At 66.3% G+C, this 1,570-nt stretch carries 1 pseudogene; it reads left to right on the top strand.

Annotated elements, in window-relative coordinates:
- The first annotated feature begins 167 nt into the window (after positions 1-167).
- Positions 168-1,361, top strand: a pseudogene (locus ACFXKZ_RS52410) (IS3 family transposase).
- Positions 1,362-1,570: the final 209 nt, after the last annotated feature.

Here is a 1,570-nt window from a genome sequence, read left to right as displayed (position 1 = left end):
ACGCGACGATAGGTTCGCCCGGTGACCGTCGAACGCCTGCGCCGCCTGTTCGGCGCCGAATACTCCGACGTCTGGGATCGCTTCGATGCCCGGTTTGAGCCGCTCTGAGTTTGGTGGAGTCCTTCAAGCCGGGTTGTGGTGCCCGGCGTAAAGGAGCACCACAAGCTATGCCAGCACCACGCAAATACCCCGATGAGCTGCGGGAACGGGCGATCCGGGAGGTCCGCACCTCCGGGCGGCCGGTGGCGCACGTCGCCCGGGACCTGGGCATCCACAAGGAAGCCCTGCGCAACTGGGTCCGCCAGGCCGAGGCGGACGCGGGTGAACGCGACGACCGGATGACCACCGGCGAACAGGACGAGCTGAAGCAACTGCGCAGGGAAGTAGCCGAGTTGCGGCGGGCGAACGAGATCCTGAAGGCCGCCTCGGTGTTTTTTGCCCAGGAGATCGACCGTCCCCGGACGAGGCCGAGCAGGTGATCGACCACCTGCGTGACAAAGGCCTCGGGGTCGATCCCGTATGCCGGGTGCTCGACCTGTCGCCGTCGACGTATTTCGCGCGCAAGAAGCGCCCGAAGTCCGCTCGACAACTGCGCGACAAGCAGCTCATTGCGCTGATCGAGCGTGAGCACACCGACTCCGGCGGTACTTATGGCGCCCGGCGGATCACCCGCGCCCTGGCCCGCAAGGGCCACCCGGTCGCGCGGTGCACGGTCGAGCGGTTGATGCGCGAGCCGGGCATCGAGGGTGTCATCCGCGGCCGGCGCCGTCGCACCACGGTCCCCGAGCCTGCCGCGCCTCGTCCGCCGGACCTGGTCGACCGAGTTTTCGCCGCCGACGGCCCGGACCGACTGTGGGTCGCCGATCCGACGTACGTGCGGACGTGGTCCGGCCGGGCGTATGTCGCGTTCGTCCTGGACGTGTACTCCCGGATGATCGTCGGCCGGCAGATCGCCGAGCATCTGCGCACCGAACTCCCCCTGAACGCCTTGGAGATGGCGCTGTGGCGCCGCCGCATCAAGAAGGACTCCGGCCTGGTCCACCACAGCGACCGCGGGTCGCAATACGTATCCATTCGGTACACCGAACGGCTCGCCGACGTCGGCGCGACCGCCTCGGTCGGCTCGGTGGCGGACTCGTACGACAACGCGATGGCCGAGGCGCTGAACGGCACGTTCAAGGCCGAGCTCATCGAAATGCAGGGCCCCTGGCGGGACTTCGCCCAGGTGGAGCGTGCCGTGTCCGAGTGGGTGACCTGGTACAACGACGAACGTCTGCACTCCCGCGCTCGACTACATGCCACCGGTCGAGTACGAGCAGCAACACTGGGCCGACAAGGAGCAAACCACGCAGCCGGCGTGAACAACCGCAAACGGACTCTATAAAACTCGGGTCAGCTCACCCTCCTGGTCCCACTGGCGAAGAAGAAGCCAGGCCCGAGCCCGCATCAGCCACTACAGACACAGAGGCCATCACGTACTGCAACGACACTTCGTGATACGAAGTCCCGTTCTTCGTTGGTAAGTTCGCGTCGTGGGGATCGTTGACGGATGGTCAGATGCGTTTGGTGA

Origin of the sequence: Embleya sp. NPDC059237 (assembly GCF_042754105.1) — a bacterium.
GTDB lineage: Bacteria > Actinomycetota > Actinomycetes > Streptomycetales > Streptomycetaceae > Embleya.
Note: the sequence above shows the minus strand (reverse complement) of the source record. Positions and strands in the feature narration are given on the sequence as shown.